Genomic DNA, 374 nt, shown 5'->3' with positions numbered 1-374 from the left:
AAATGCGTGTTGTTCGTAGGCGTATTACAGTATTTGCGGGCGTATTACTTGCGATAATTGTTGTTTTATCAATCTTGCTTGTTGTCCAAAAACATCGCAATGATATTGATGCACAGGAGCGAAAAGCGAAAGAAGCACAGTTTCAAAAGCAACAAAATGAAGAAATTGCGTTAAAAGAAAAGTTGAATAATCTGAATGACAAAGATTACATTGAAAAAATTGCGCGTGATGATTATTACTTAAGCAACAAAGGTGAAGTGATTTTTAGGTTGCCAGAAGACAAAGATTCGTCTAGCTCAAAATCTTCGAAAAAATAAATCCAAATTGATTCAAAATTATCCGAGTATAGACATTGTGAAAAAATCCAAACAAGG

General features: G+C 33.7%; 1 protein-coding gene. It reads left to right on the top strand.

Going from position 1 to position 374, the window contains the following annotated elements; translation table 11 throughout:
* The coding region (gene divIC / locus GUI70_RS25405) for a cell division protein DivIC (protein ID WP_161884529.1) at positions 1 to 317 on the top strand (317 nt) is incomplete at its 5' end.
* Between the last annotated feature and the right edge of the window lie 57 nt (positions 318 to 374).

It is taken from the genome of Deinococcus alpinitundrae (genome assembly GCF_009982895.1).
Classification (GTDB): Bacteria; Deinococcota; Deinococci; order Deinococcales; family Deinococcaceae; genus Deinococcus; species Deinococcus alpinitundrae.
The sequence above is the reverse complement of the archived record's forward strand: the minus strand, read 5'-3'. Positions and strand labels throughout refer to the sequence as shown.